Origin of the sequence: Nocardioides sp. L-11A, assembly GCA_029961745.1 — a bacterium.
Classification (GTDB): Bacteria; Actinomycetota; Actinomycetes; order Propionibacteriales; family Nocardioidaceae; genus Nocardioides.
In genome coordinates, this window is sequence record CP124680.1 from 2575124 (window position 1) to 2598526 (window position 23403).

Annotated in this window: 21 protein-coding genes; 5 read left to right on the plus strand and 16 right to left on the minus strand. The window is 72.5% G+C overall.

What is annotated here, in order from left to right; genetic code table 11:
- The first annotated feature begins 111 nt into the window (after positions 1–111).
- On the plus strand, positions 112–576 hold the full coding sequence (locus QJ852_12225; GenBank protein ID WGX99185.1) for an Lrp/AsnC family transcriptional regulator: 465 nt from the start codon (positions 112–114) through the stop codon (positions 574–576).
- Here QJ852_12225 and QJ852_12230 read toward each other — a convergent pair.
- The 13 genes from QJ852_12230 to QJ852_12290 form a co-directional block, all read right to left on the minus strand.
- Entirely contained in the window at positions 536–2203 is a 1668-nt protein-coding gene (locus QJ852_12230) for an indolepyruvate oxidoreductase subunit beta family protein (protein WGX99186.1), read from the minus strand. The two genes, QJ852_12225 and QJ852_12230, sit on opposite strands and share 41 nt — an antisense overlap.
- Positions 2203–4380 (minus strand): indolepyruvate ferredoxin oxidoreductase subunit alpha, encoded by a 2178-nt coding sequence (locus QJ852_12235; protein WGX99187.1) that lies wholly within the window; start codon positions 4378–4380, stop codon positions 2203–2205. The genes QJ852_12230 and QJ852_12235 overlap by 1 nt, the downstream gene beginning before the upstream one ends.
- A gap of 13 nt (positions 4381–4393) precedes the next feature.
- Positions 4394–5194 (minus strand): cyclase family protein, encoded by an 801-nt coding sequence (locus QJ852_12240; protein WGX99188.1) that lies wholly within the window; start codon positions 5192–5194, stop codon positions 4394–4396.
- Positions 5191–6795 (minus strand): NAD(P)/FAD-dependent oxidoreductase, encoded by a 1605-nt coding sequence (locus QJ852_12245; GenBank protein ID WGX99189.1) that lies wholly within the window; start codon positions 6793–6795, stop codon positions 5191–5193. Before QJ852_12245 ends, QJ852_12240 begins: the two co-directional genes overlap by 4 nt.
- Positions 6792–8264: an NAD(P)/FAD-dependent oxidoreductase gene (locus QJ852_12250; protein ID WGX99190.1), complete on the minus strand. Its 1473-nt coding sequence runs from the start codon at positions 8262–8264 to the stop codon at positions 6792–6794. Before QJ852_12250 ends, QJ852_12245 begins: the two co-directional genes overlap by 4 nt.
- 11 nt (positions 8265–8275) lie before the next feature.
- A complete protein-coding gene (locus QJ852_12255) occupies positions 8276–9061 on the minus strand; it encodes an SDR family oxidoreductase (GenBank protein WGX99191.1) in 786 nt (261 codons plus the stop codon).
- A gap of 121 nt (positions 9062–9182) precedes the next feature.
- A complete protein-coding gene (locus tag QJ852_12260; protein ID WGX99192.1) occupies positions 9183–10031 on the minus strand; it encodes a PaaX family transcriptional regulator C-terminal domain-containing protein in 849 nt (282 codons plus the stop codon).
- 27 nt (positions 10032–10058) lie between these two features.
- A complete protein-coding gene (locus tag QJ852_12265) occupies positions 10059–10463 on the minus strand; it encodes a thioesterase family protein (GenBank protein ID WGX99193.1) in 405 nt (134 codons plus the stop codon).
- Entirely contained in the window at positions 10460–12814 is a 2355-nt protein-coding gene (locus QJ852_12270) for a bifunctional salicylyl-CoA 5-hydroxylase/oxidoreductase (protein WGX99194.1), read from the minus strand. The genes QJ852_12265 and QJ852_12270 overlap by 4 nt, the downstream gene beginning before the upstream one ends.
- A 1-nt stretch (position 12815) precedes the next feature.
- The gene (locus QJ852_12275; GenBank protein ID WGX99195.1) at positions 12816–14459 is read right to left on the minus strand and encodes an AMP-binding protein; all 1644 of its coding nucleotides are present in this window, start codon (positions 14457–14459) and stop codon (positions 12816–12818) included.
- Positions 14456–15367 carry a thioesterase family protein gene (locus QJ852_12280; GenBank protein ID WGX99196.1) on the minus strand — a complete coding sequence of 304 codons (912 nt, stop codon included), beginning with the start codon at positions 15365–15367 and terminating at the stop codon, positions 14456–14458. The genes QJ852_12275 and QJ852_12280 overlap by 4 nt, the downstream gene beginning before the upstream one ends.
- Positions 15364–15849, minus strand: coding sequence for a cupin domain-containing protein (locus tag QJ852_12285; protein WGX99197.1), 486 nt, complete (start codon positions 15847–15849; stop codon positions 15364–15366). Before QJ852_12285 ends, QJ852_12280 begins: the two co-directional genes overlap by 4 nt.
- A gap of 8 nt (positions 15850–15857) precedes the next feature.
- Positions 15858–16724, minus strand: coding sequence for a fumarylacetoacetate hydrolase family protein (locus QJ852_12290; GenBank protein ID WGX99198.1), 867 nt, complete (start codon positions 16722–16724; stop codon positions 15858–15860).
- Positions 16725–16867: 143 nt separating this feature from the next.
- Here QJ852_12290 and QJ852_12295 point away from each other — a divergent pair, with 143 nt between their 5' ends.
- Both QJ852_12295 and QJ852_12300 read left to right on the plus strand, forming a co-directional pair.
- The gene (locus QJ852_12295) at positions 16868–17299 is read left to right on the plus strand and encodes a RidA family protein (protein WGX99199.1); all 432 of its coding nucleotides are present in this window, start codon (positions 16868–16870) and stop codon (positions 17297–17299) included.
- A gap of 96 nt (positions 17300–17395) precedes the next feature.
- Complete coding sequence (locus QJ852_12300) at positions 17396–18361, plus strand: AraC family transcriptional regulator (GenBank protein ID WGX99200.1); 966 nt, start codon at positions 17396–17398, stop codon at positions 18359–18361.
- On the opposite strand, the gene QJ852_12305 is transcribed toward QJ852_12300, so the two are convergent.
- Positions 18358–18909 (minus strand): hypothetical protein, encoded by a 552-nt coding sequence (locus QJ852_12305; GenBank protein WGX99201.1) that lies wholly within the window; start codon positions 18907–18909, stop codon positions 18358–18360. The genes QJ852_12300 and QJ852_12305 overlap by 4 nt on opposite strands.
- Positions 18910–18982: 73 nt before the next feature.
- Here QJ852_12305 and QJ852_12310 point away from each other — a divergent pair, with 73 nt between their 5' ends.
- On the plus strand, positions 18983–20785 hold the full coding sequence (locus QJ852_12310; GenBank protein WGX99202.1) for a DUF429 domain-containing protein: 1803 nt from the start codon (positions 18983–18985) through the stop codon (positions 20783–20785).
- Positions 20786–20791: 6 nt separating this feature from the next.
- On the opposite strand, the gene QJ852_12315 is transcribed toward QJ852_12310, so the two are convergent.
- On the minus strand, positions 20792–21160 hold the full coding sequence (locus QJ852_12315; GenBank protein WGX99203.1) for a DUF488 family protein: 369 nt from the start codon (positions 21158–21160) through the stop codon (positions 20792–20794).
- Between the two features lie 7 nt (positions 21161–21167).
- The gene (locus tag QJ852_12320; protein WGX99204.1) at positions 21168–21836 is read right to left on the minus strand and encodes a lysophospholipid acyltransferase family protein; all 669 of its coding nucleotides are present in this window, start codon (positions 21834–21836) and stop codon (positions 21168–21170) included.
- A gap of 224 nt (positions 21837–22060) precedes the next feature.
- Here QJ852_12320 and QJ852_12325 point away from each other — a divergent pair, with 224 nt between their 5' ends.
- The gene (locus QJ852_12325; protein ID WGX99205.1) at positions 22061–23401 is read left to right on the plus strand and encodes an FAD-binding oxidoreductase; all 1341 of its coding nucleotides are present in this window, start codon (positions 22061–22063) and stop codon (positions 23399–23401) included.
- Positions 23402–23403 lie beyond the last annotated feature (2 nt).

The following is a 23403-nucleotide window of genomic DNA, read 5'->3' on the forward strand; positions in this document are numbered from 1 at the left end:
TCCCAGGAACGGAACCAGGCGATCGTGACATGACATAGGTCACATGACAAGCGATTCCGAAGGGAAGTTAGGTGATTGCAACGAAATCCGCACTTGCTTAGGATCGGAGCCGTGTCCAAGCCGAAGCCGACGCCCCTCGACGACGTCTCGAAGGCGATCATCGCCGAGCTCCAGGAGGACGGCCGGCGCTCGTACGCCGCCATCGGCAAGGCGGTCGGTCTGTCCGAGGCCGCGGTGCGCCAGCGGGTGCAGCGGCTGGTCGACAGCGGCGTGATGCAGGTCGTCGCGGTCACCGATCCGACCGAGATCGGCTTCGCGCGCCAGGCGATGATCGGCATCCGCGCGACCGGCGAGCTCGAGCCGATCGCCGACGCCCTCGCGGAGGTGAAGGAGGTCGACTACGTCGTCATCACCGCAGGCTCCTTCGACCTGCTGGCCGAGGTCGTCTGCGAGAGCGACGCGCACCTGCTGGAGATCATCTCGAGCCGGATCCGCACCATCCCCGGCGTCCTGTCGACCGAGACCCTCGTCTACCTCAAGCTCCGCAAGCAGACGTACTCCTGGGGAGTGCGCTGAGCGCGATCCCCAGTGCGGTGCCGTCCTCGTCGGCGAGGGCGGCCGCGCGGAGTCCGGCCAGCGCGGCCGTGGCGTCGGGTCGGCCGGCGAGCGTGTCGACGGCCGCCATGAGCAGCCCGAAGCTCTCCTGGCCGTGGTGGTGGGTGGCGCCGTAGCCCTTGAGCACGCGCTGGCACTCGATGATCTCGCGGGCCAGGTCGGCGTCGGTGGCGGCGGCCTCGACGGCCCGGTCGAGCCAGGCGTCGATGGCGACCTGCTCGCGGCCGAAGCGGAGCGAGCGAGGGCGGAGGGGGCGGAACCGGGCCATCATCCAGAGCAGGGTGAAGCCGATGATGCCGGTGGTGTTGACCACGATGCCGTTGCGGGTGACCTTGCCGACGATCGTGGCGAAGAGGGACGAGCCGGCCAGCCAGCGGCCCAGGCGCGTGGGCAGGGTGTCGGTGATCTCCTGGACCTGCGGGTGGAGGTACTCGCGCACGTCGACCAGCTGGCCCGGCGCGGCCTTGGCCTCGGCGCGTACGCCCTCGATCCGGCGCCGGCGGATCTTCTGCTGCGCGACGTGGATGGTGTCCTGGTAGGTCATCCAGAGCCCGACGTGGCGGGCCGCCTCGGTGGTCAGGGCGGCCTCACCCTCGGCGTCCGGGTCGACGGCGGCCAGCCGCGCGACGCGGGTGAGGTAGCGGTCGGCGTACGCCGGGTCCTGGTAGACGGCCGTGCGGACGCAGCCGTGCAGCAGCATCGAGCGGGCGGCGACCGGGAAGGCGTTCGCGACCCGGGAGGCCTGGGGCTGCAGGTGCGGGCCGACGAGGTGGCCGGGGCGGGTCCGGGCGATCTCGTCGCGGCGGCGCTCCTCCTCGGCGGCGGCCTCCTCGGCCGGGTCGACCGGACGGCGCCGGCCGATGGTGATCGGGACCGGGCCGGACCCCGGGGCAGCCGGGGCGGGCTCCGGCAGCGGGACGGGCGCCGGGCGGCCGGCGGCGTCGTACCCGGAGGCGAAGGCGGCGAGCGAGGCGTCGACGCCCTTGCCGGAGGCGCGGATGGCGTCTTCGAAGGCGGCGCGCTCGAAGGGCAGTTCGCCGGAGCCGGCCAGGGCGCCGAAGAGGGCGGCGCTGATCACGCTGCGGGCGTCCTCGGCGAGCTTCATGAAGTCGGCCGCGATGAGCCTGCGGGAGCCGGCGTGCGCCGCCTCCAGCAGGCCGAAGCTGTCGACCCGGCCGTCGCCGAGCGCGAGCCGCTCGTCCATCGAGTAGACCCGGTTGGTCGAGGCGATGAGCGTGGTCCGGTCGGGGGTGGCGAACCCGCGCTGGACGGCGCGACCGGCCTCCATCAGCTCGGAGGCGATGACGACGTCGACCTCGCCGGGCGTGGGGAACAGGCTCAGCACCGGCTCGGTACGGACGCCGGCGGGCTGCTCGCCGACCGAGGGTGGGTAGAGCTCGACGTAATAGACGGTCGCGCCGGTGCGCTGCGCGACGCCGGCCACGGACGTGTTCTGCGCGTGGTAGCCGGCCTTCTCGCCGACCGCGACGATCCAGTCGGCCAGGACGCCGCCGCCCTCGCCGCCCATCGCCAGGATCGCGATCGTGATCGGCCGCCGGCCCGCGGACCAGCTGCTGGGAGCGGACATCAGGGACTCACCTCGTAGCGTGCGGCCCGGCGCTCGACGCCGGACGTGAGAAGGCCGATCCAGCCGCCGCGCATCCGGCTCAGCAGGCGGTCGCGCCAGGTCGGGTTGTAGACCAGGTCGGTCCGGTAGAAGGACGGGCACAGGGACGCCGCGTGCGCGTTGGCGCCACACACCCCGCACCCGACGCAGGAGTCGAGCACGGTGGCGACCGGGTCGGTGCGCATCGGGTCGGGGTTGGCCTTGATCGTCAGCGAGGGACAGCCGGAGACGCGGATGCACGCGTGGTCGCCGGTGCAGGTGTCGGCGTCGACGCCGAAGCGCTCCTTGACGACCCGCTTGCCCTCCTTGATCGCCTTGGCGCGCTGGGGCTTGACCCGGCGCTGCCGGTTGAGCTGGCACTCGCTCTGCGCGACGACGACCTTGGGGCCGGCCTCCTTGGTGGTCAGCGCCTTGACGAAGACGTCGCGCAGGGCGCCGATCTTGTAGGTGTTGCTGACCGTCCTGACCCAGTTGACGCCGACCCCGCGCACGGCCTTCTCGATCGGGTGCTTGGTCGAGCGCAGCACGCTGTCGGCCTGGGAGGAGAGCACGTCCTGGCCACCGGTGGCCGCGCTGTAGGCGTTGTCGACGACGAGCAGCAGCTGGTCGTTCTGGTTGAAGACCGCGTTGCCGACGCCGCTGGTCAGGCCGTTGTGCCAGAAGCCGCCGTCGCCCATCACCGCGATCGTGCGGCGGTCGGCGTCCTTGGAGTTGAGCGCCGCGGCACCCGCCGAGCCCAGGCCGTAGCCCATCGTGGTGGCGCCGAGGTTGAACGGCTCGTTGATCGCGAACAGGTGGCAGCCGATGTCGGCGCTCACGTGGTGCTGCTTGCCGGTCTCCTTCTCGGCCAGCTTGAGCGCGCTGAAGATCGGCCGCTCCGGGCAGCCGGTGCACAGCCCCGGCGGCCGAGGCCGTACGACGGCCGCGTCCACGCGGGTCGCGAAGGGGCTGCGCGGGTCGTCCTCGGGCATGAGCAGCGAGGGGCTGCTCCGCACGACGTCCGGCACGTACTTCTGCAGGAAGGCGTCGAGGCCGCGGGTGACCGCGGTCGCGGTGTACTCGCCGGCGACCGGGAGCAGGTCCTTGCCGTGCAGCGCCACCGGGGAGCCGGCCCGGCGCAGGATGGCGTTGAGGTTCTGCTCGATGTAGTCGGGCTGGCCCTCCTCGACGAGCAGCACGGCGCGCTTGTCGGCACAGAAGTCGAGGATCTCGTCGTCGACGACCGGGTAGGTCACGTTCATGACGTAGATCGGCACCTGGGTGTTGCCGAAGGCGTCAGAGCAGCCGAGCAGCTCCATCGCCCGGTTGAGCGTGTTGTAGACGCCGCCCTGGACGATGATGCCGACATCGGAGGTGCCTGACTCGTCGGGGCCGAGCACCTCGTTGAGGCCGCGGCTCTTGATGAACTCGACCGCGGCGGGCCAGCGGTTCTCGATCTTCTCCTTCTCGTGCAGGAAGCTGGCCGGCGGCAGCACGATCCGGTCGAGCTGGCGCGCGGGGTTCTCGATCGCCTCGGTCACCGTCATCGGCGGGCGCTTGTTGTCCTTGGCGGTGAACGTGCCGTAGAGGTGGCAGGAGCGCAGCCGGAGCTGGAGCATGACCGGGGTGCTGCTCGCCTCGGAGAGCTCGAAGCCCGCCTCGACGGCGTCCACGATGGCGCTGATGTTGGGGCGCGGGTCGAGCAGCCACATCTGCGACTTCATGGCGAAGGCGTGCGAGCGCTCCTGCATGATGCTCGAGCCCTCGCCGTAGTCCTCGCCGACGATGACGAGTGCCCCGCCGGTCACCCCGCCGCTGGCGAGGTTGGCGAGCGCGTCCGAGGCGACGTTGGTGCCGACCGTCGACTTGAACGTGATCGCGCCGCGCAGCGGGTAGTTCACCGACGCGGCGAGCATCGCCGCCGCGGTGGCCTCGGAGGCGCTGTTCTCGAAGTAGACCCCGAGCTCCTCCAGAATCTCGTGCGCGTCGCCGAGCACGTCCATGAGGTGCGAGATCGGCGCGCCCTGGTAGCCGCCGACGTAGGCCACCCCGGACTGCAGCAGGGCCTTGGTGACGGCGAGGATGCCCTCGCCGGAGAAGGACGTGCCCTGCCCGGCGCGCAGCTTGAGCACCTCGTCGGCGAAGGACCGCTCGGCCATCGGGCCCTCACCTTCAGTTCGGGACGATCGCGAGGGCGCGGGCGGGGGAGCCCGTGCCACCGACGATCGGGAGCGGCGCGACGATGATCACCGCGCCGGTGCGGGGCAGCCGGTCGAGGTTCTGCAGCTGGGTCAGGCCGTACTTGTCGGCGCCGAGCAGGAAGTGGTGCACCGGGAACGGCGGCTCCAGGCCGCCGGCCTGGCCGGCGTCGATGCCGACGGTCTCGACGCCGAAGCCGCTGATCGACGACGCGGCGAGCCACTGCGCGCCCGCGGCCGAGACGCCCGGCGTGTGCGGGCCGTTCTCGTCGGCGTTGGCGAAGGCGACGGCGTCGCGGCTGTACGTGCTCCAGCCGGTGCGGAAGAGCAGCCAGGCGCCCTCGGGCAGCGGGCCGTGCTCGGCGACGTACGCCTCGAAGTGCTCGGGACCGAGCAGCAGGTCGGGGTCGGCCTCGGCCTCGGCGGTGAAGTCCATGACGACAGCAGGACCGACCAGGCGGCCCGGCGCGATCTGGTCGACCGAGGCGCCGTCGCGACCGGTGGCCCAGTGGGTCGGGGCGTCGAGGTGGGTGCCGGTGTGCTCGCCGGTGTGGATGTTGTGCCAGCCCCAGAACGGGCCGTCGGCGTCGAAGTCGCTGACCTTCTCCAGCGAGAGCGGGATCGTGTTGGCGAACGGCTCGGGCAGCTGGAGGATCGGCGTCTCGGACGAGAGCGGCGCGGTCAGGTCGACGACGGCCGCGGCGCCGGTCGCGAGCGCGGTGAGCAGGCCGTCGAGGGCGGTGCTGCTGGTCGTGGTGCTGGGGGCGGTGGTCATCGGCGGAACCTTTCGGGGAGGCGGCGCAGGCCGCGAGGGGTGAGGAGCTGCTGGGCGACGAGGTGGCCGGAGCCGCCGCCGAGGCCGGGGCCGGGGTGGGTGAACGCCCCGATGTGGAAGAGCCCGGCCACGCCGGTGCGGTGACCGGTGCCCGTGCCGGGGCGCCACAGGAGCGACTGGTCGAGCTCAGCGGCGCCGCCGTAGGGGTCGCCGTGCACGGCGTTGGCGTTGGCGGCGCTGAGGGCGGTGGGGGAGATGACGTGGCGGCCGATGACGCTGTCGGCCAGGCCGGGCGCGTGCTCGGCTACGCGGGCCAGGACCCGGTCGGTGTAGGCGTCGGCGACCTCGGCGCTCCACCCGTCGCTGACGTCGATCTCGCCGGCGGCGTCGCCGCCCGGTGCCCACGGCACCTCCTGGAGCTGCAGCCACAGCGTGGCCTGCCCCTCGGGCGCGCGGGTCGGGTCGAGCACGCACTGCTGGCCGACCACCACGGTGGGTGCCGAGGGCAGCAGCCCGGCCTCGGCCTGGGCGCAGGCGATCGCGGTGCTGTCGGCGCCGTTGCCGACATGGATCAGGGGTACGGCGTCGAGGCGGCTGTCGCTCCAGCGGACGGGGCGGTCGAGCGCGAGGTGGATCTGCGTGGCCGCACGCCCCGGCCGATGCCGGGAGACGGCCTGCCGGCCGGCGTCGGTCACCGCGTCGGGGGCGAGGAGCTGCTGGTAGAGCCGCCCGGTCGACGTCGACGCGAGCACCGCGCGCCCGGCGACCAGCCGCTCCCCACCGGCCTCGACGGCCACGGCCCGCCCGTCGCGGACCACGATCCGGTCGACACTGGTGTCGAGCAGGACGTCGACCCCGCGCTCGGCGAGCAGTCCGGCGAACGCGGCGACGAAGTTGCGCGCCCCACCCTCGACGACCGGCAGTCCGATCGCGTGCATGGTGAACGCCATCACCGGCAGCATCAGCCCGCCGGTGGCCTGGTCGGGGGCGAGGCCGGCGTGCAGCAGCCAGGGCGACCAGAGTTGGTCGACCTCGAAGCCGGCGAAGCGCTCGCGGACCAGGCCGCGGCCGGACTGGGTCGAGACCCGCATCAGCTCGGTCAGGCCGTCCCGGCCGAGACCGCGCACGGCGCCGTACCCGAGGCGGGCGAGGTCGCCGGTGCGCAGCTCGGAGCCGAGCGCACCGAACACGTGCGGGGCCCACTGGTCGAGCTGGCCCAGCAGCTCGGCGTAGGCGCGGGCGTCGGCGGCGTGGGCGAAGTCGACCGCCGTCTTCTCCGGGTCGCGGTCGGCGATCACGGTGCCCCGCTCGGAGACCGACGCGGTGACCGGTCCCTCGGCGTTGCGGTAGACCAGGCCGTGCCGGTGCAGGTCCGCGCCGAGGGTGGCGTAGCCGCCGCCCGCGACGAAGAGCGGGTGCCACGAGCTGAACGTGTCGTGCACGAAGCCGGGCGCGGTCAGCTCGTCGGAGGCGATGAAGCCGCCGAGCCGGTCCCGCTCCTCGACCACCGCGACCTGCCAGCCGGCGCCGGCGAGCTCGGCCGCGGCGACGAGCGCGTTGATCCCGGCGCCGACGACGATCGTGTCGTAGTGGCGGCTCATGAGGCCGTCACGCCGAGCCGGCGGGCCAGCCGCGGCGTGATCCTGCGGTAGTTGCTCGGGTTGATCGGCAGCAGCCACTGGCGGGCCCGGGTGAGCGGGCCGACGTTGAGGCCGACGTCCGAGAGCACCTCGTCGATGTTGTGCACCGAGAACGGGATGATGTTGGTGCCGCGGGCGTGCTGGCCCTGGGTGCGCTCCCGCATCCAGGTGAGCCGGTCCCGCACGGCAACGTGCATCTGCGTCCTGCTGGGGAGCGTGTGGTTGCCGCCGAGCATCGAGCCGATCCAGATCGCCGACACCTCGGCCGAGAGCGGTGAGAAGAACGACGAGTTGTAGCCGGCGAAGCTCAGGTCGGGCAGGTAGATCGGGTGGATCTGCCGGTAGAGCAGGTAGTCGCCGTTCTCGTCGGTCAGCTTGTCCATGACCTCCTGGGGGAGGAAGGGCAGGTCCTGGGACCAGCCCGTCGCCGCGACGACGACGTCGACCGGGATGATCGAGCCGTTGCTGAGCTCGGCGAACGGCTTGCCGTCCTGCTCGACGAAGCGCTCGATGATCGTGTCGCGCTGGACGTCGATCCGGCCCTCGCTGACGCCCTCGAAGAAGCCCTCGGAGGCCAGGGACACCGTGGAGCGGGCGATGTCGGAGAACTGGCCCTCGGGCACCAGCCCGAGGGCCTCGAGCCCGAGCTGCTTGGTGGTGACCTTCTCGACGCTGCCGAGCATGCCGTTGGCCATCGCCGAGTCCCGGGCGTGGAGCAGGCGCTCCGGGCCGGCCACCGAGCGGTAGCGGAACAGACCCTCGCCCATCCGGGTGAGCATCAGGTACTTGTAGTTGAGGACGCCCTTGACCTTGCGCGGCATCTTCCAGAGCAGCTCGCGCGCCACGACGGTGGTCGACGCGGCGACCTTGGAGATCTCCACGGTGATGTCGCACGCCGACTTGCCGTAGCCGACGACGACGGTGTGCTTGTCGCGCACCTGGTCGAGCTCGTGCCAGTCGCTGGCCGCCATCACCTCGCCGCCGAGCTTCTCGAACAGGTCGAGGTTCTCGAACGGCGGGATGAACGGGCGGGAGAAGATGCCGCTGGCCAGCACCAGGTGGTCGTAGTGCTCGGTGCCGGAGGCCGTGGTGACGTCCCAACCGCCGCCGTCGGCCGGGTTGGCCAGCTCGACCTCGGTGCCCAGCCGCAGGTACGGCGTGAGCCCGAACCGCTCGGCGTACGACGTGAGGTAGCTCTGCACCTGCTCGCCCGAGGGCCACTCGGGGTAGCCCTTGGGCATCGGCTGGTCGGACAGCGCATAGGTCCCCTTGTTGTTCTGGGTCTTCAGGCCGGGGTAGCGGCGGGTGGCGCTCCACACGCCTCCGACGTCCGGGGTCTTCTCGAAGACGACGACGTCGTGCCCGAGTTGACGCAGCACCTTGGCGGAGGAGAGGCCGGCGAAGCCGGCGCCGACGATGGCGATCTTCATGGGAGGGGTCCTCACTCGGTGAGCTGCGGGATGGCGGGGACGGTCTGCTCGGGGCCGAGCGCGGAGTAGCCGCCGTCGGCGGCCCAGTCGGCGCCGGTGACGATCGAGGCGGCGTCCGAGGCGAGGAAGGCGACGATCTCGCCGATCTCGGCGCCGTCACCGACCCGGCCGGTCAGGTGGAAGGGCGCGGCCACGCGGTCGGTCTTGGCGCGGTCGCTGCCCGACAGGTCGTCCATGATCTTCGACCAGGTCCAGCCCGGGCTGACCGAGTTGACCCGGATGCCGTCGCCGGCGAGGTCGGTGGCCATCGACCGGGTGAGCTGGACGATCGCCGCCTTGGAGGCGGGGTAGACCCAGCGCCCCGTCTGGGCGACCTTGCTGGAGATCGAGGTGAAGTTCACGACCGCCGCGTGCTCGCTGGCCTGCAGGTGCGGGTACGCCGCGCGGACGACCTCGACGATGCTGACCAGGTTGACGTTCAGCGCGGTGAGCCAGTCGGCCCGGTTGGTCGCGAAGCCCTCGTCGAGGTAGGTCGCGGCGAGATTGACCACGATGTCGATGCCGCCGAAGCCCTCGACGGTGGCGGCCACGAGGTCCGCGACCGCGGCGTCGTCGGTGATGTCGGTCCGGACGAACCGGACCTCGTCGCCCAGCTTCTCGGCGGCGGTGCCGCCGGCCTCGTCGATGTCGGCCACGACGACGCGGGCGCCGGCCGTGGCCAGGGCACCGATCACGCCGTGGGCCAGCAGGGTGGCGCCGCCGGTGACGATCGCGGTCCGGCCGGTCAGGTCGGTCATGGGTGGTCCTCCGCTCCTCGCTGCGACGCACGTCACATCGCGTGGACCGGGACACTAGGCAGCGGCGGCGGCCGCCACTATCCGGAATGCGCGGGCGTCATCCGCGAACCGCGGGAGGTTCTCAGGAGACGGGCCAGTGGCGCGCGGCATGGGCCAGCGCACGGCCCTCCAGGGTCGCCACGAGGCGCTCGAAGAGCGCGGCGGCGTCCGGTCCGCTCCAGTCCGGGCTGAGCAGCTCGCGGGGCAGGCCAGGGTCGCGGTAGGGGAGCCGGCGCCAGCCGTCCACCGCGGTGAGGTAGGTCGTGAAGGCGCGTTGCGGGTCGACGACTCCGCTGGCGTCGATCTCATCGGCGACCGGCCCGAACTCGTCGATGAACGCGCGATAGCGCGCGTCGATGCCGGTGAGGTCCCAGCTCTCGTAGAGCAGCGAGGCGAGGTCCTGACCGGCCACGTGGTCGCCGACGAAGACCGCGCTGTAGCGGGCCAGGCCGAGCTCGGAGATGGCGCGCTCGGCCGCCGCCTGCATCCGGGCCGGGGCGATCCACATGGCGGTGCCGACGTTGCCGAACCCGAGCGAGGAGAGATGGGCGCGCAACTGCTGGCGTTTGCTGCGCTCCGCCTCGGGGACGGAGAAGTTGACGATGCACCAGCCGTCCTCGAGGGCCGCGGACTGCCGGCTGTGCCAGATCACCTCGTCACCGGCGGCGAGGGAGCGCAGCGCCTCGGGGGTGAGTGCGTAGCCGCGACTCCCGCCACGGCTCTCGGACTCGAGCCAGCCGCGCTTCTTGAGCCGGAAGACGGCGGTCCGCACCGACGGTCCGTCGAGGCCGAGCGGGCCGAGCAGGTCGATGCTGCCGCCGATGGGCATCCAGTTGCCCATCCGGCGCACGACGGCGCCCAGGAAGCTCACGACCACGGTCCGGGAACCGCGCCCGCGGGCCTCGGTCGGGGCCGGTTCCGTGGTGCTCATCGGGAGCATTGTGCCCGACGCGCCCGCTCAGGTGTCGGCACCCAGAGCGGCGCGCCAGGCGTCCGGCCAGGCGGCCGCCGTCCCGGCGACGGGGTCGAGGTGCACCGTGACGTAGCGACCCCGCGCGACCCGGACCGCTGGCGTGCCCGCGGGCCCGCCCCACACCTCGAAGCCGAGGGTGAGGGAGGAGCGGCCCACCCGCTCCACCCGCACCGTCGCGGCGACCTCGTCGCCGAAGCGCAGCGGGGCCTCGAAGTCGACCTCGTAGCGGACCCGTGGCGCCACGGGGAAGTAGCCGTCGAGGCCGAGGTCGCGGACGAGCGTGGCCTCCGCGGACTCGACGTACCGGACGATCGCGGTGTTGTGGTGGATGCCGGCGGCGTCGGTGTCGATCCACTCCACCCGGCCGTGGTGGGTGCCGCTCACCGTCATGGCGTCCAGCGCACGTGCACGAGATCGTCGCCGCCGTCGCGCAGCAGCTCGAGCCGGGGCGGGATCTTGTCGGTGCGCGACGTCGGCGGCCGGCGGCGCCCGGCCTTCCACGGGTCGGGCCACCGCACGGCCGGTCCCTGGTAGTCCTGCTCGACCGCGGCGTGCAGCGTCCACTGCGGGTCGTAGAGGTGCGTGCGCCCCAGCGCGCACAGGTCGGCGCGCCCGGCGAGCAGGATCGAGTTGACGTCGTCGTACGACGAGATGGCACCGACCGCGATCACGGCGACCCCGGCGGGGGCCGCGACCTCGTGCCGGATCCGGTCGGCGAAGGGGGTCTGGTAGGACCGGCCGAACGCCGGCCGCTCGTCCTTGCTGATCTGCCCGGACGACACGTCGATGGCGGCCGCGCCGTGCTCGACGAACGCACGGGCGATCTCGACCGCGTCGTCGTCGGTGTTGCCGTCGGGCAGCCAGTCGTGCGCGGAGATCCGCACGGTGACCGGGATCGACTCCGGTACGACGGCGCGCACGGCGTCGAAGACCTCCAGCGGGAAGCGCAGCCGGTTCGCCAGCGAGCCGCCGTACTCGTCGGTGCGGCGGTTGGAGACCGGCGAGAGGAAGGACGAGAGCAGATAGCCGTGGGCGGCGTGCACCTCGACCAGGTCGAAGCCCGCCTCGACGGCCCGGCGCGCGGTGGCGACGAAGTCGGCCACCACCTGGTCGAGGTCGGCCCGGGTCGCCTCCCGCGGCAGGTGGCAGTCGGGGCCGTACGCGAGCGTGGAGGGGCCGATGACCTCCCAGTTGCCCTCGTCGAGCGGCTCGTCCATGCCCTCCCACATCAGCTTCGTCGAGCCCTTGCGGCCGGAATGGCCGATCTGGACGCCGATCCGGGCGTGCGACCGGTCGTGCACGAAGCGGGTGATCCGCGCCCACGCGTCGCGCTGCTCGTCGGTCCACAGGCCCGGGCAGCCGGGGGTGATGCGGCCCTCCGGCGACACGCAGGTCATCTCGGTCATGACCAGCCCCGCGCCGCCCATCGCCTTGCTGCCGAGGTGGACCAGGTGGAACTCGCCGGGCACCCCGTCGACCGCGGAGTACATGTCCATGGGAGAGAGGATGATCCGGTTGGGCAGCTCCAGCGGGCCGATCCGGGCGGGCTGGAACATCGCGGGCGCGCCGTCCCCGGCGCCGTACCGCTCGGAGAAGGCACGCTCCACGACGCCGGCGAACCCGGGGTCGCGCTCCTTGAGGTTGTCGAAGGTGATCCGGCGCGAGCGGGTGAGCAGGTTGAACACGAAGGTCGTGGGGTCCTGGTCGGCGTACCGGCCGATGTCCTCGAACCACTCCAGGGACGCCTGGGCCGCGCGCTGGGTCGACTCCACGACCGGCTTGCGCTCGGCCTGGTAGGCCTCCAGCGCGGCGGCGACGCTCGGGTGCTCGTGGAGGCAGGCGGCCAGCGCGAGGGCGTCCTCCATGGCGAGCTTGGTGCCCGAGCCGATCGAGAAGTGCGCGGTGTGCGCCGCGTCGCCGAGCAGAACGACGTTCTCGTGGTGCCAGCGCTCGTTGCGCACGGTGTGGAAGCTGAGCCACTTGGAGTTGTTGGTGAGGATCTCGTGGCCCTGGAGCTCGCGCGCGAAGATCTCCCGGATCCGCGCGACGGCATGCTCGTCGGACACGCCCGGCGCGAACACTTCGTGCTCGGTGGCGTCGAAGCCGGCGCGGCGCCACACGTCCTCGTGCATCTCGACGATGAACGTCGAGCCCTGGTCGGAGTAGGGGTAGCCGTGGATCTGCATGGTGCCCCACTCGGTGTTCTTCACGAAGAACTGGAACGCCTCGAAGACCAGGTCGGTGCCGAGCCAGATGTACTTGTTGTGCCGGCGGTCGAGCGTCGGCCCGAAGACGTCGGCGTGCTTGGTGCGGATCGTGGAGTTGAGCCCGTCGGCGGCCAGCACCAGGTCGTACGACGCCCGCAGCTCGTCGACGTCGGGCGCCTCGGTGCGGTAGTGCACGGTGACGTCGAGCTCGGCGACCCGCTCCTGCATGATCTGGAGCAGCTCCTTGCGGCTCATCGCCGCGAAGCCCTGCCCGCCGATCGTGTACGACGTCCCGTCGATGTCCACGTCGATGTCGGTCCAGCGCGCGAAGCGCGCCTCCATCCGGTCGTGCACGACCTGGTCGGCGCCCTCGATGCTGCCGAGGGTCTCGTCGGAGAACACGACGCCGAAGCCGAAGGTGTCCTCGGGGGCGTTGCGCTCCCAGACCGTCACCTCGTGGGCCGGGTCGAGCTGCTTCATCAGTGCGGCGAAGTAGAGCCCCCCGGGCCCGCCGCCGGCGATGGCGATCTTCATGTCAGGACTCCGATCCGAGGAGCTCGCGCAGCTTGAAGTGCTGCAGCTTTCCGCTGGCGTTGCGGGGCAGTGACGCGACGAAGCGCACGTCCCGTGGGTACTTGAAGGGAGCCAGGAGGCTCTTGACGTGGTCCTGGAGCTCGACGGCCTTGGCCGCATCCCCGGCCACGCCGTCGCGCAGGACGACGAACGCGCACACCACCGCGCCTCGGTCGTGGTCGGGACGCCCGACGACCGCGGTCTCGACGACGTCCGGGTGCGACTCGAGGGCGATCTCCACCTCCGGGCCGCCGATGTTGTAGCCCGAGGAGACGATCATGTTGTCGGTGCGCGCGCGATAGGAGAAGTAGCCGTCCTCGTCGCGGACGAAGGTGTCGCCGGTGACGTTCCAGCCGTCGACGACGTAGTCGGCCTGCCGCCGGTCGTCGAGGTAGCGGCAGCCGACGGGACCGATCACGGCGAGCCGGCCCTCGACGCCGGGTCCCAGCTCGTTGCCGTCGAGGTCGAGGATCGCCGCGCGGAAGCCGGGCACCGGGCGCCCGACGGTGTCGGGCCGGATGTCGGCGCCCGCCGCGGAGATGAAGATGTGCAGCATCTCGGTGCCGCCGATGCCGTCGACCACGTCGAGGCCGGTGGCGGCGCGCAGCTCCTCGCGGGTCGTGCGGGGCATGTGCTCGCCGGCGGTGACGGCGACGCGCAGCCCGGCGAGCCGGTCGGCGCGCTCGGAGCGGAGGATCTTCTTGTACGCCGTCGGCGCGGTCGCGAGCACGGTGACGCCGTGGTCGGCGACCAGGTCGGCCAGCTCGGTCGGCGCCGCCGCCTCGGTGAGCAGTGCGCAGGCGCCGGCCCGGAGGGGGAAGACCACGAGCATGCCGAGTCCGAAGGTGAAGGCCAACGGCGCCGAGCAGGCGACGAGATCGTCGGGGCCGAGGCCGAGGACGGCGCGCCCGAAGGTGTTGTCGATCGAGAGCACGTCGCGATGGAAGTGGGTGGTGATCTTGGGGACGCCCGTGGTGCCGGAGGTAGGCGCGAAGAGGGCCACGTCGTCGGCCGCGGTGTCGACGGCGGTGAAGGTGGTCGGCTTGCCCGCGCACCGGTGCACGAGGTCGTCGAGATCGTCGGGGGCGTCGCTGCCGTAGGTGACGACGGTCAGCGCGGGCGCGGCAGTATCCCGCACGGCGTACACGTCGGTGGCGACGCGATGGTCGACCAGCGCGACGGCCGGCCGGGTCCGTTCCACGATGGGCGTCAGCTCGGCGGCGCGCAGCGCCGCCATGGTGGTCACCACGATGCCGCCGGCCTTGAGCACGCCGAGCCAGGCGGCCACGGTCCACGGGTTGTTGGGGGAGCGCAGCAGCACTCGGTTGCCGCTGACCAGGCCGAGGTCGTCGACCAGCACGTGCGCGATCTGGTTGGCCCGGGCCAGCAGCTCGCCGTAGGTCCACACGGTGCCGTCGGGGGTCCGCAGCGCGGGCCGGTCGGGCGTCCGGGCCGCGGGGACATCGATCAGCTCGGTCGCCGCGTTCAGCCGCGGCGGGTAGGCCAGCTGGGGCGTCGTGAACTCGAGCACCGGCCACTGGGCCCGCGGCGGCAGGTGGTCGCGGGCGAAGGTGTCGGCGTACCCCGACGGGGTCAGCGGGCTCACGACGGCACCGCCGCGCGGATCATGCCCTCCTGGACGACGCTCGCGACGAGGGTGCCGTCGGTGGTGAAGAACCGGCCGACCCCCGTGCCTCGGCCGTCCTCGACCGAGAGGGCCTCCTGCGCGTAGAGCAGCCAGTCGTCCATCCGGACCGGCCGGTGGAACCACATCGCGTGGTCGAGGCTCGCCGTGACCAGGCCCTCGTCGGCCCAGGCCAGGCCGAGCACCCGCAGCGCCGGCTCGAGGATCGTGTAGTCGCAGACGTAGGCCAGCGCCGCGGTGTCGCGCTGCGCGGGCGTCAGTCCCTCGACGTCGCGCAGTGCGTCGTAGGGGCGCACCCAGAGGGCCTGGTGCGGCGTGCGCTCGCCGTCGACGGTCAGGTAGACCGGGCCCGGCACGTGGCGCATGTCGAAGCTGCGGCCGTGCTGCCAGTAGTCCTTGGAGGTCGGCGTCATGGTGCCGCCCGAGCGGTCGGCGAGGTACGTCGCCGAGGTCGGCAGCGCCTCCGGGCCGGGCAGCCCCGCGGGCATCCGCGCCTGGAAGGAGCCGCCCGGCTCGCCGGCCGCGAAGCTCGCCAGGCACACGTAGACCGGCTTGCCGTTCTGGAAGGCACGCACCTGCCGGGTGCTGTAGCCGCGGCCGTCGCGGAGCACCTCGACCTCGTAGCGGACCTCCGCGCCGATGTCGACGGGACGCATGAAGTAGGAGTGCATCGAGTGCATGCTCTTGCCGCCGGGACCACCGGGCACGGTGCGGGACGCGGCGACGAGTGCCTGGGCCACCATGTCGCCGCCGTACGCCTTCGGCCACGGGCAGGGTTGCGTCGTCGCCGTGAACGCGTGGTCGAAGACCTCGGCGGCGCACTCCTCGAGCGTGACGGCGTCGGTGAAGGTCTGCGAGGTCGGGTTCACGGGCGGTCCGTCCAGTCGGGAAGCTCACCGTCGGTGACCTGGGCGAGGTTGACGACGATGTTCTCGGGGGTGCGGGTGGTCATCCAGGTGAGCGGGTTGTTGCGGTCGAGGTTGCACTCGACGTGGGGCATGAACGGCGGCACGAACACCCAGTCGCCCTCGGACATGTCGAGGTAGTCCTCGAACTTCTCGCCGAAGTAGATCCGGGCCCGGCCGGACAGCACGTAGCCGCCGGTCTCCGCCTCGCCGTGGTGGTGGGGCACCGAGCGGTAGCCGGCGAGGTTGTGCACCTTGCCGAACCAGATCCGCGTCGCCGGCGTGTGCTGGATGCTGACGCCCGAGACCCGGGTGGCGCCCTCGCTCTGGCCGGTCAGGTCCGGCTCGAAGCCGGCCCGGGTGACGACGGGGACGACGATGCCGCTCTCGTCGGCGTAGACCGAGTTGTCCCCGATCAGCTCGTACTTGCTGAGGTCTGGCTCCATGAGGGCTCCTAGGTGAGGGCGGTGGGGGCGGGGGCGAGGCGGACGGTGTTGCGCAGGGTGCCGATGCCGGAGACCTCGGTCTCCAGGATGTCCCCGTCGGCGAGGAAGCGCTGTGGGTCGCGGGCCACGCCGACGCCGCCGGGCGTGCCGGTGAGCACCAGGTCGCCCGGGCGCAGGGTGGCGAACGTGGAGACGTAGGCGAGCAGGTCCGCGGCGTCGAAGACGAGGGTCGCGGTGCTGTCGCGCTGCACCTCCTCGTCGTTGACCCGGCAGACCACGTCGACGCCGGCGGTCGGGTCGAGCGCGTCCGGGGTGACCAGGACCGGGCCGAGGGGCGTGGAGGCGTCCCAGGCCTTGCCCTGCAGCCACTGGAGGGTGCGGTACTGCCAGTCGCGGGCGGAGAGGTCGTTGGCGACCGTGTAGCCCGCGATCGAGGCCAGCGCCTCGTCGCGACCGGCGCGACGCAGGGTCCGGCCGACGACCACCGCGAGCTCGGCCTCCCAGTCCCACTGCACGCCGGCGGGGAGCAGCAGGTCGTCGGTGGGTCCGGTCAGGGTGTCGGCGAACTTCGCGAAGAGCGTCGGGTACGCCGGCAGCTCGCGCCCGGTCTCCGCGATGTGCTCGCCGTAGTTGAGTCCGCAGCAGACCACCTTGCCCGGCCGCGGCAGTGGCAGCACCGGGACGGCGTCCGGCACGACCGCGCCGGCCCGGTCGGCGAGCCGGGCGGGATCCCAGCCACCCTCGGCGTCCGCGGCGGCGATCAGCGCCGAGAGGTCGGGGGCGGGCAGGGCGCGCCAGCGGCTGTCGGGGTCGTCCTGGTGCTGGACGGCGGCGGTCGTGCCCCCGTCGGGGGTCGTGACGCTCGCGAGCCGCATCCGGTGCTCCTTCTGCTGAGGTGGGCGTGTGCTGAGATGGCCGAACGGATATTTCATTCTGCACACGTTCATTGCTGTGATGTCAATAGATTGCTACGGTGGCGATCGCCCGAAGTTCCCTGTGACTCCTCGAGGAGACCGCGATGCCGACCGACCTCATGCCGCTGTCCGTCAACCCCGCCGCCCTGCCGGAGCCGAGTGGCTTCTCGCACGGCACGCTGAGCGGCAACACGCTCTACCTCGGCGGTCAGACGGCGCTCGACAAGGAGATGCGGATCGTCCCCGGCGGCATCGTCGAGCAGTTCCGCCAGGCGTTCGGCAACGTGCTCGCGACCGTGCGCGAGGCCGGCGGCATCCCGGAGGACCTGGTGAGCATCACCATCTTCCTCACCGACATCCCCGACTATCAGGCCCACGGGCGTGAGATCGGCCGGGCGTGGCGCGAGCTCGCCGGCCCGGTCTACCCGGCGATGGCCGGCATCGGCACGACCGCGCTGTGGCAGCCGGAGGCGCTGATCGAGATCATGGGCGTCGCGGTCATCCCCGACGAGCGGCTGGTTCGCCCCAGGGGCTGAGCCTCGCATTCGTGCCGTGCGACGACCGTGGATCTGTTGACATACCGCGGTTCCGGGTGCGGCAATAGGGCAGCAGCGACCCACAGGAGCGTTCCGATGGCCACGACCCTTCTCTCCCGGCACCGCCAGATCGCCACCGTCGAGCTGGAGCAGGCCCGGGACGAGGTCGCGCGCCGGTTCTGCGCGCACCGGCTCACGCTGACCCGGGCCTCCGGACGGCTGGACATGCTCCACAACGCTGCGGCGATCGGGCGCGACGTGACCCTCAACTACCTGCGCTACGGCGACGAGGTCCGGATCACGCCGGGACGGTTCGACGACTTCTACCTGGTCCAGGTGCCGCTGGCCGGCACCGCCCGGGTCAGGGTCGGGGAGCGGGTGGTGGCCTCGGACCGCACGCACGCCTCGCTGGGCTCGCCGACCGAGCCGGTCGACATGCTCTGGAGCGACGGCTGCGAGCAGCTGCTCGTCTATCTGCGGCGCCAGGCGGTCGAGGAGCTGGCCGGGGAGGGGCAGGGCTGCGCGGCCCCGGTGGTCTTCGACCCGATGATGGACCTGGAGGCCCCGTCCCTGCGGGCGTGGCTGCGGCTGGTCCACCTCGCCCTCGACGACATCGAGGCCGGGGGAGCGCTGTTCCGCTCGCCGCTGGCCGCCACCCACTTCGAGCAGACGCTCATCTCCGGTCTGCTGGCCGCCCAGCCCAACAGCAGCGGCACGATCGCACCGGCTCCGGTTCCGGGCTCCCGGGTGGTGCGCGCCGTGGTCCAGTTGATCGAGTCCGAGCCGGAGCGCGCGTGGAGGCTGGCCGAGCTCGCCGGGCACGTCGGCGTCTCGGCACGCACCCTGCAGGAGGCCTTCCAGCGCGAGCTGGGCACCAGCCCGCTCGAGCAGCTGCGGCGCACTCGCATGGAGCGGGTGCGCCGCGACCTCGTCGACGCCGACCCGAGCACCACCTCGGTCACGGACGTCGCGGCCCGCTGGGGGTTCTTCCACCTCGGGCGTTTCTCACAGGCCTACCGCGCGGCCTACCAGGAGCTGCCCTCGCAGACCCTCGCCGGCTAGCGCGACTCGACCGGGACCCGCCGGGTCAGGCCCAGTCGGTAGAGCCCGTAGCCGGTCGCCAGCAGCAGGCCCAGCAGCACCGTGATCCGCTGGCCGAACTCCGCGGGCCGGCCCGCGTCGAGCGCGCCGTAGACGGCGAGATCGCCCCCGACGTACCAGAGCAGGTACGCCGCCGGCGGGACCAGCCATGACAAGGGGTGCCACCACCGCACCTCGTGGTGGTTGCGCCCCACGAGCACGAAGTCGAGCACGACCAGGGTCGGGGTGACGACATGCTCGAGCAGCGACCAGGGCTGGTCGAGGTTGCCGTTCTGCATCGGCACGTAGGCCACGCCGACGAGCACCATCACGGTGGTGAGGGCGCCGCGCAGCCAGGGGGAGCGGGGCTCGCGGAGGGCGAGGCCGAGGAAGCACACGGCCACCGTGAGGTTGGCGAGCTGCGAGAGGGCGGTCCACCACACGTCGTACTCCCGGGCGGCGAGGACGACTCCCGACGCCGCGCAGGTCGCGACGAGGAGGCGCCAGAGCGCCACGGGGACCGTGTTCACCGGACGATGGTGCCAGGTTCACCTCGTGTTCACCCAGCGGGCGCGGGTGCCGCGGATCGGTAGGGTCGTGCCCATGGGTGCGGACGGACAGGGCGACGTCGTCGAGCACTTCGTGGGGGTCGACCTCGCCTGGGGCGAGCGCCGGCCGACCGGTCTCGCCGTCGTCGACGGTGAGGGGATGCTGCTGACCGTCGCGGCGGCGCAGACCGACGACGAGATCGCGACCGCCCTGGCGCCGTACGTCGAGGGGGCGTGCGTGGTCGCCATCGATGCGCCCATCGTGGTCGTCAACGCCACCGGCAACCGGCCGGCCGAGGCGGCTCTCAACAGGGACTTCGCACGCTTCGACGCGGGGGCGCACCCCGCCAACACCGGGAAGCCGGAGTTCCGCGAGCAACCTCGCGCCGCGCGGGTCGCCGCCCGGCTCGGGCTCGACATCAACCCGCGATCGCGTCGGCCCCGGCGGGCGATCGAGGTCTATCCGCACCCGGCGACCGTCGCGCTGTTCCGGCTCGGTCGCACCCTGAAGTACAAGAACAAGCCCGGTCGCGACCTGGAGCAGCTGCGGGCCGAGCTGCTCGTCCTGCTCGGCCTGGTCGAGGGACTCGGCGCCGCTGCGCCGCCGTTGCACGTCGAGGGCCTGGCGGCGTGGACCGCGCTGCGCTCCGCCGGGGAGACGGCCACCCGCAAGAGCGAGCTGCGGGTCGTCGAGGACCAGGTCGACGCGGTCGTGTGCGCCTATGTCGCGCTGTTCGCCGAGCGACGCCCCGAGGACACCACGACCTACGGCGACCTCGAGACCGGCTATATCGTCACGCCCACACTGCCCGAGGGCCTCCTGCCGGCGCCGCGACCCGCGCGCGATCCCGCCGCGGCACCCGACATCGGCGCCGCCGTGCGCCGGTACGCCGAGCTGCAGCCCGCGCTGCGCGACGTGACCGACGGCTTCGTGCGGCTGGTGACCGCGATCCTCGACGAGGCCGGCATCAACTACCTCACCGTGACCGGCCGGGCGAAGAGCGTCTCGTCCTTCGCCGCCAAGGCCGCTCGCACCCTGGGCGGCCGTCCCCTCTACACCGACCCGCTGCGCGAGATCACCGACCAGGTCGGCGTCCGGGTGATCACCTATGTGCAGAGCGACGTGCAGGCCGTGGTCGACCTCCTCGGCGACCAGGTCGTCGTCCACGACGACCGCGACATGGGCCAGGAGACCGCCAGCGAGGGACGCTTCGGGTACTCCAGTCGCCATCTCATCGTCGGCCTCGACCCCGCCCGCGCCGGCGACGACGAGACCGACCCGCTCCAGGGGCACCAGGCGGCGATCCAGATCCGCACCGTGCTGCAGCACGCGTGGGCGGAGTTCGAGCACGACACCCGCTACAAGGGCGCCGTCCCCGCCGAGCACGTCCTCGAGCTCGACCGCCGGTTCACCCTCGCGGCGGGTCTCCTCGAGCTGGCCGACCGCGAGTTCTCCACGATCCGTGACCTGCTCCGCGACGGCCCGACGGAGGCCGACGACGACGAGCACGACGAGGGGGACGGCGACCCGCGGATGAGCCCGCGCGAGCTGGCCGCCTTCCTCGCCGGTCAGTACTCCGACGCCGGCTGGTCGCGCACCGACCACTACACCTGGATCTCCGCGCTGGTCCTCGAGCTCGGCATCACCTCCCTGGCCGCGCTCGGCGAGTCGCTGCGCTCGGTCGACGACGACGCCCTGCGCGAGCGGATGGGCTACCGCTACCCGCCGGGTGCGGTCCGCCGCCTCGACGACGCCCTGCTGTGGGTCTACGGGGAGCGCTACCTCGAGCTGCACGGCAACGCCCACCGGGTGCCGGCCCTGCGGGCCCGGCTGGCGCGGATGCGCGCCGAGGACTGATCCAGGCTAGGCGTCGGCGCCGAGCAGGTCCGCGAGGACCGCGGCCTGGCTCAGGGCGAGGTCCCGCGACGCGGTCATGAGCGTGAGGGGGCCGGCGGCCAGCAGCGCGCGCAGGCGGGCCAGGGCCGCGGCCTGCTCGCCTCCGCCGAGCTCGGCGCGGTAGCGGCGGACGAACTCGGCATGGCGGTCGGGGTCGTGGCCGTACCACCGACGCAGGTCCGTCGACGGCGCCACGTCGCGCAGCCACACGTCCCACGGGGCCGCTGCCTTGCTCTGCCCGCGCGGCCACAGGCGGTCGACCAGGACCGCGGTTCCGGTCGCCGGGCGCCCGTCGCGCACGTGGGCCACGCGGACGGCGGGATGCGCGGCGGCCACGGCGGTCTCACACCTCGGCGGGGAGCTCGTTGTAGACGCCCGCGAGCTCCTGGCCGGTGAGCGCGTGGATCGCGGTCATGATCTCATCGGTCGCCTCCCGCCGGGCCCGACCGGGGGCGAGGCCCTCGAAGCGTCCGGTGAAGTCGATCGGCGCGCCGAACCGCACGGTCACCTTGGCCCGTCGGGGCCAGGTCGCGTCGGGCGGCTGCAGGTCCGCGGTGCCGAGGAGGCCGACCGGCACCACCGGTACGCCGGCGGTCAGGGCCAGCTGCGCGACCCCGGTGCGGCCACGGTAGAGCCGTCCGTCGCGCGAGCGGGTGCCCTCGGGATAGATCCCGAACGCCTCGCCCCGGCCGAGTACGTCGAGGGCCACATCGAGCGAGTTGAGGGCGGCGCGGGTGTCGGTGCGGTCGACCGGCACCATGCCGAGGCCCTCGAACCAGGCCCTGCTCAGCCGTCCCCGGAGGCCGGACCCGGTGAAGTACTCCGCCTTCGCGAGGAACACCACCTTGCGCGGGGCGACGATCGGGATCACCACGCTGTCGGCGAAGCTGAGGTGGTTGCTCGCGAGCAGCACGGGTCCGGACGCCGGCACGTTCTCGACGCCTTCGATGGTCGGCCGCCACAGGGCGCGCGCCAGCGGAGGGACCGTCGTGTGGAGGACCTCGTACAGCACGGCATCAGCGTAGTGCCGGGCCTCTTCGCACACCGCCCAGCCTGTCCCGGCGACCGCCCTGACCGCGCTCGGGCGGACCTGCGAGGGCGTCGACGGAGCGATGCGCTGGTTCCACCACGCCGTCTGAGCCGGTGCCGTCGACACCTTTCCCCATTCCGTGGGATGCCGCGTGAGCGCAGCCGGAGGAGCGTGGGGGGAGCGGGGAGGCCAGTTCGGAGGTCGACATGACACGTTGGTGCGGGCCCGATGACGCCGGGTACGACGAGCAGCGCGCGCTGTTCAACGCGATGATCGACAGGCGGCCGCGGGTCATCGCGGCCTGCACGAGTCCCGCTGACGTCGCGGAGGCGCTGGACCGCGCTGCCCGCGACGGCCTCGCGGTGGCGGTCCGCTCGGGTGGGCACTCGGTGGCGGGACAGTCCACCAACGACGACGGCCTGGTGGTCGACGTCCGCCCGCTCAAGGGCGTCGAGATCGACGCGGCCGGCCGACGGGCGCGCGTCGGCAGCGGCTGCACCTGGGGCGAGTTCGATGCCGTCGCCCAGGAGCACGGACTGGCCACGACCGGCGGTCGGGTCTCCACGACCGGCGTCGCGGGCCTGACGCTGGGCGGCGGTTCGGGCTGGCTGGAGCGCCGGCACGGCCTCAGCTGCGACAACCTGCTGGCGGTCGAGCTGGTCACCGCCGACGGGCGCGAGATCCGCGCCGACGAGAACCAGCATCAGGACCTGCTCTGGGCGTGCAAGGGCGGCGGTGGCAACTTCGGCGTCGTCACCGCGCTGGAGTTCCGGCTGCACCCGGTCGGGCCCACGATCCTCGGCGGCCTGCTGGCCTGGCCGCTCGCCCGGGGCGCGGAGGTCGCCCGGACCTACCGGGACTGGGCCGACGACGCCCCCGACGAGCTCGGCAGCGGCCTGGTCGTCATCAGCGGTCCACCGGAGGAGTTCATCCCGCCGTACCTGCAGGGGGAGCCGCTGATCGCCGTCGCTGTCTGCTGGTCCGGGGACCACCGGGTGGGGGAGGACCTGGTCCAGGTCCTGCGCGACCTGTCCCCGGACGTCGACCTGGTCGGTCCGATGCCGTACGCGCAGCTGCAGTCGATGATCGACGACCCGCCCGGTCTGCGGCAGTACTGGAGCGCCGACCACCACGACGCCTTCCCCGACGACGCCCTCGATGTCTTCCTCGCCGCCGGCGCGGGGCGTCCCTCCCCGCTGACCCAGCACCTCCTGCTGCCGTGGGGCGGCGCCGTCGCCCGCGTCGACCCCGACTCCACCCCGCTCGGGCAGCGCGGTGCCCGCTGGGTCAGCCACCCCTTCGCCACCTGGGCGGACGCCGCGGACGACGACGCCAATGTCGCGTGGGTCCGCGCCTACCGGCGCGCCAACGCCCCCTTCACCACCGGTGGCGTCTACCTCAACTTCATCGGCGACGAGGGCGAGGAGCGGATCAGGGCTGCCTTCGGTGCCGAGAAGTACGAGCGCCTCGTCGCGATCAAGTCGGAGTACGACCCGGGCAACGTCTTCTCCGGCAACCAGAACATCCGCCCCCGGGCCACCGTCTGAGC

Excerpts from the sequence above, each read along its gene's own strand:
- QJ852_12230 (WGX99186.1), bottom strand. The coding sequence starts at position 2,203 with ATGTCCGCTCCCAGCAGCTGGTCCGCGGGCCGGCGGCCGATCACGATC.
- QJ852_12285 (WGX99197.1), bottom strand. The coding sequence starts at position 15,849 with ATGGAGCCAGACCTCAGCAAGTACGAGCTGATCGGGGACAACTCGGTC.
- QJ852_12245 (WGX99189.1), bottom strand. The coding sequence starts at position 6,795 with ATGAGCCGCCACTACGACACGATCGTCGTCGGCGCCGGGATCAACGCG.
- QJ852_12240 (WGX99188.1), bottom strand. The coding sequence starts at position 5,194 with ATGACCACCGCCCCCAGCACCACGACCAGCAGCACCGCCCTCGACGGC.
- QJ852_12295 (WGX99199.1), top strand. The coding sequence starts at position 16,868 with ATGCCGACCGACCTCATGCCGCTGTCCGTCAACCCCGCCGCCCTGCCG.
- QJ852_12265 (WGX99193.1), bottom strand. The coding sequence starts at position 10,463 with ATGACGGTGAGCGGCACCCACCACGGCCGGGTGGAGTGGATCGACACC.
- QJ852_12270 (WGX99194.1), bottom strand. The coding sequence starts at position 12,814 with ATGAAGATCGCCATCGCCGGCGGCGGGCCCGGGGGGCTCTACTTCGCC.
- QJ852_12325 (WGX99205.1), top strand. The coding sequence starts at position 22,061 with ATGACACGTTGGTGCGGGCCCGATGACGCCGGGTACGACGAGCAGCGC.
- QJ852_12255 (WGX99191.1), bottom strand. The coding sequence starts at position 9,061 with ATGACCGACCTGACCGGCCGGACCGCGATCGTCACCGGCGGCGCCACC.
- QJ852_12250 (WGX99190.1), bottom strand. The coding sequence starts at position 8,264 with ATGAAGATCGCCATCGTCGGCGCCGGCTTCGCCGGCCTCTCCTCCGCC.
- QJ852_12260 (WGX99192.1), bottom strand. The coding sequence starts at position 10,031 with ATGAGCACCACGGAACCGGCCCCGACCGAGGCCCGCGGGCGCGGTTCC.
- QJ852_12235 (WGX99187.1), bottom strand. The coding sequence starts at position 4,380 with ATGGCCGAGCGGTCCTTCGCCGACGAGGTGCTCAAGCTGCGCGCCGGG.
- QJ852_12310 (WGX99202.1), top strand. The coding sequence starts at position 18,983 with ATGGGTGCGGACGGACAGGGCGACGTCGTCGAGCACTTCGTGGGGGTC.
- QJ852_12300 (WGX99200.1), top strand. The coding sequence starts at position 17,396 with ATGGCCACGACCCTTCTCTCCCGGCACCGCCAGATCGCCACCGTCGAG.
- QJ852_12290 (WGX99198.1), bottom strand. The coding sequence starts at position 16,724 with ATGCGGCTCGCGAGCGTCACGACCCCCGACGGGGGCACGACCGCCGCC.